The sequence below is a fragment of the Kitasatospora sp. NPDC002965 genome (assembly GCF_040611255.1).
Taxonomy (GTDB): domain Bacteria; phylum Actinomycetota; class Actinomycetes; order Streptomycetales; family Streptomycetaceae; genus Kitasatospora.
The window spans coordinates 1-1704 of record NZ_JBEXNT010000302.1; the positions used below are offsets into that span (position 1 = coordinate 1).

3 protein-coding genes are annotated in these 1704 nt (G+C 74.8%); all 3 read left to right on the top strand.

The genetic code is table 11. The annotated features are described in order from the left end of the window. Positions 1-414: enolase C-terminal domain-like protein (locus ABZY91_RS41980; RefSeq protein ID WP_355409509.1), on the top strand; the 414-nt coding region annotated here is incomplete at its 5' end. Next, positions 408-1277 (top strand): hypothetical protein, encoded by an 870-nt coding sequence (locus tag ABZY91_RS41985; RefSeq protein ID WP_355409511.1) that lies wholly within the window; start codon positions 408-410, stop codon positions 1275-1277. The genes ABZY91_RS41980 and ABZY91_RS41985, both read left to right, overlap by 7 nt. Then, on the top strand, positions 1274-1704 hold a 431-nt coding region (locus ABZY91_RS41990), incomplete at its 3' end, for a bifunctional 4-hydroxy-2-oxoglutarate aldolase/2-dehydro-3-deoxy-phosphogluconate aldolase (protein ID WP_355409513.1). The genes ABZY91_RS41985 and ABZY91_RS41990, both read left to right, overlap by 4 nt.

A 1704-nucleotide genomic window follows, 5' to 3' on the forward strand; every position in this document is an offset into this window, starting at 1 on the left:
GACGTCCTCACCACCGGCATCGCCGTCGCCCAGCCCGACGTCTCCCACGCGGGCGGCATCTCCGAGGTCCGCCGCATCGCCGCCCTCGCCGAGACGCACGACGTCGCGATGGCCCCGCACTGCCCCCTCGGCCCGATCGCCCTCGCCGCGAGCATCCAACTCGGCTTCGCCATACCCAACTTCCTCATCCAGGAACAGAGCGTCGGCATCCACTACAACCAGGGCGGCGACGTCCTCGACTACCTCCTCGACACGGCACCCCTACGCTTCACCGACGGACACGCCGCACTCCCCACAGCCCCCGGCCTCGGGATCGAGATCGACGAAGCCGCCGTCCGCCGAGCCGCCGAGCGCGGGCACCGCTGGCGCAGCCCCGTCTGGTACCACGAGGACGGCGGGTTCGCGGAATGGTGAACCAGCTCCCGGTGAACCCGACTCCCCTCACCGCCACCACCGACCCCCGCAACGGTGGCCGGTGGACCAGCCTGCGGGGCGGCGGACGCGAGTGGCTCTGGCACCGCCACTGCCCCGCCCGCGACACCGTCCGACCCGGCGACGCCTTCGTCGACGCCGGCGGTCTGGAGGAGTGCCTCCCCACCGTCCGCGGCACCCCCGACCACGGCGACGCCTGGTCCCGGCCCTGGCGGCGCGACGGCGACACCGACGTGCTCGACCATCCCGACTTCGTCCTGCGCCGCAGCCTGCGGCAGGACCGGACGGGGGCCCTGCGCGCCTCCTACCGCCTGTCGGCGGACCCCGGGTACCGCTTCCTCTGGGCGGCCCACGCGCTGCTCGACGTCGGGCCCGGAGCCCGGCTCGTCGCACCCGCGGGAACGGCCACCCGGGTCTTCCCCGAGGCCGCGCCCCTGATCGACCGACCGTGGCCCGCGAACGCCCCGCACCTCACCGGGCGCTGGCCCGCACCGCTCGGACTGCCCCTGGACCGCCTCGGCCCCGATGACGGCACCGCCGTCGGCGCCGTCCTCACCGACTGCGCGGACGTGTCGGTCGTCGACGGCCGGGACACCCTGCGCCTCGTCCTCCGGGCCGATGCCGACGTCCCGGTGTCCGTCGCGCTGTGGCGCAACCTCGGCGGCTACCCGGCCACCGGCCCCTACCGCAGCATCGGTGTCGAACCCATGCTCGGGGCCGTCTTCGACCTCGCAGAGGCGGGCCGAGGTGACGCGGCCGTCGTCCCCGCCGCCGGCGACCTGCGCTGGGAGCTGACCGTCACCGCCGGCCGCACACCCTCCCCGTCCCGTGAAGGCACTCCATGAGACCCGCCGAACTGCCGTACCGCACCCTCGTCATCGTCCGCGGCACCGACCGCGACGCCGCCCTGCGCACCGTACTCACCCTCGCCGAAGAGGGCCTCACCGCAAGCGAGGTGTCCCTCACCACCACCGACGCCCTCTGGGTGATCGAACAGGCCCGCCGCGAACTCGGACCCGACGCCGACCTCGGCGCCGGCACCGTCCTGACCACCGACGACGCCGCCCGCGCCACCGACGCCGGCGCCGGCTTCCTTGTCACCCCCGGCCTCGTCACCGACCTCCCCCACGGCCCCGGACACCCACCCGTCCTCATGGGCGCCCTCACACCCGGCGAGATCATGGCCGCCACCCGACACGGCGCCCTCGCCGTCAAACTCTTCCCCGCCTCCCACGGCGGACCCGCCTACCTGACCGCACTCCGCGCACCCTT

What these genes read in the sequence shown, in the direction of transcription:
- ABZY91_RS41985 (WP_355409511.1), top strand. Translation starts at nt 408, where the DNA reads ATGGTGAACCAGCTCCCGGTGAACCCGACTCCCCTCACCGCCACCACC.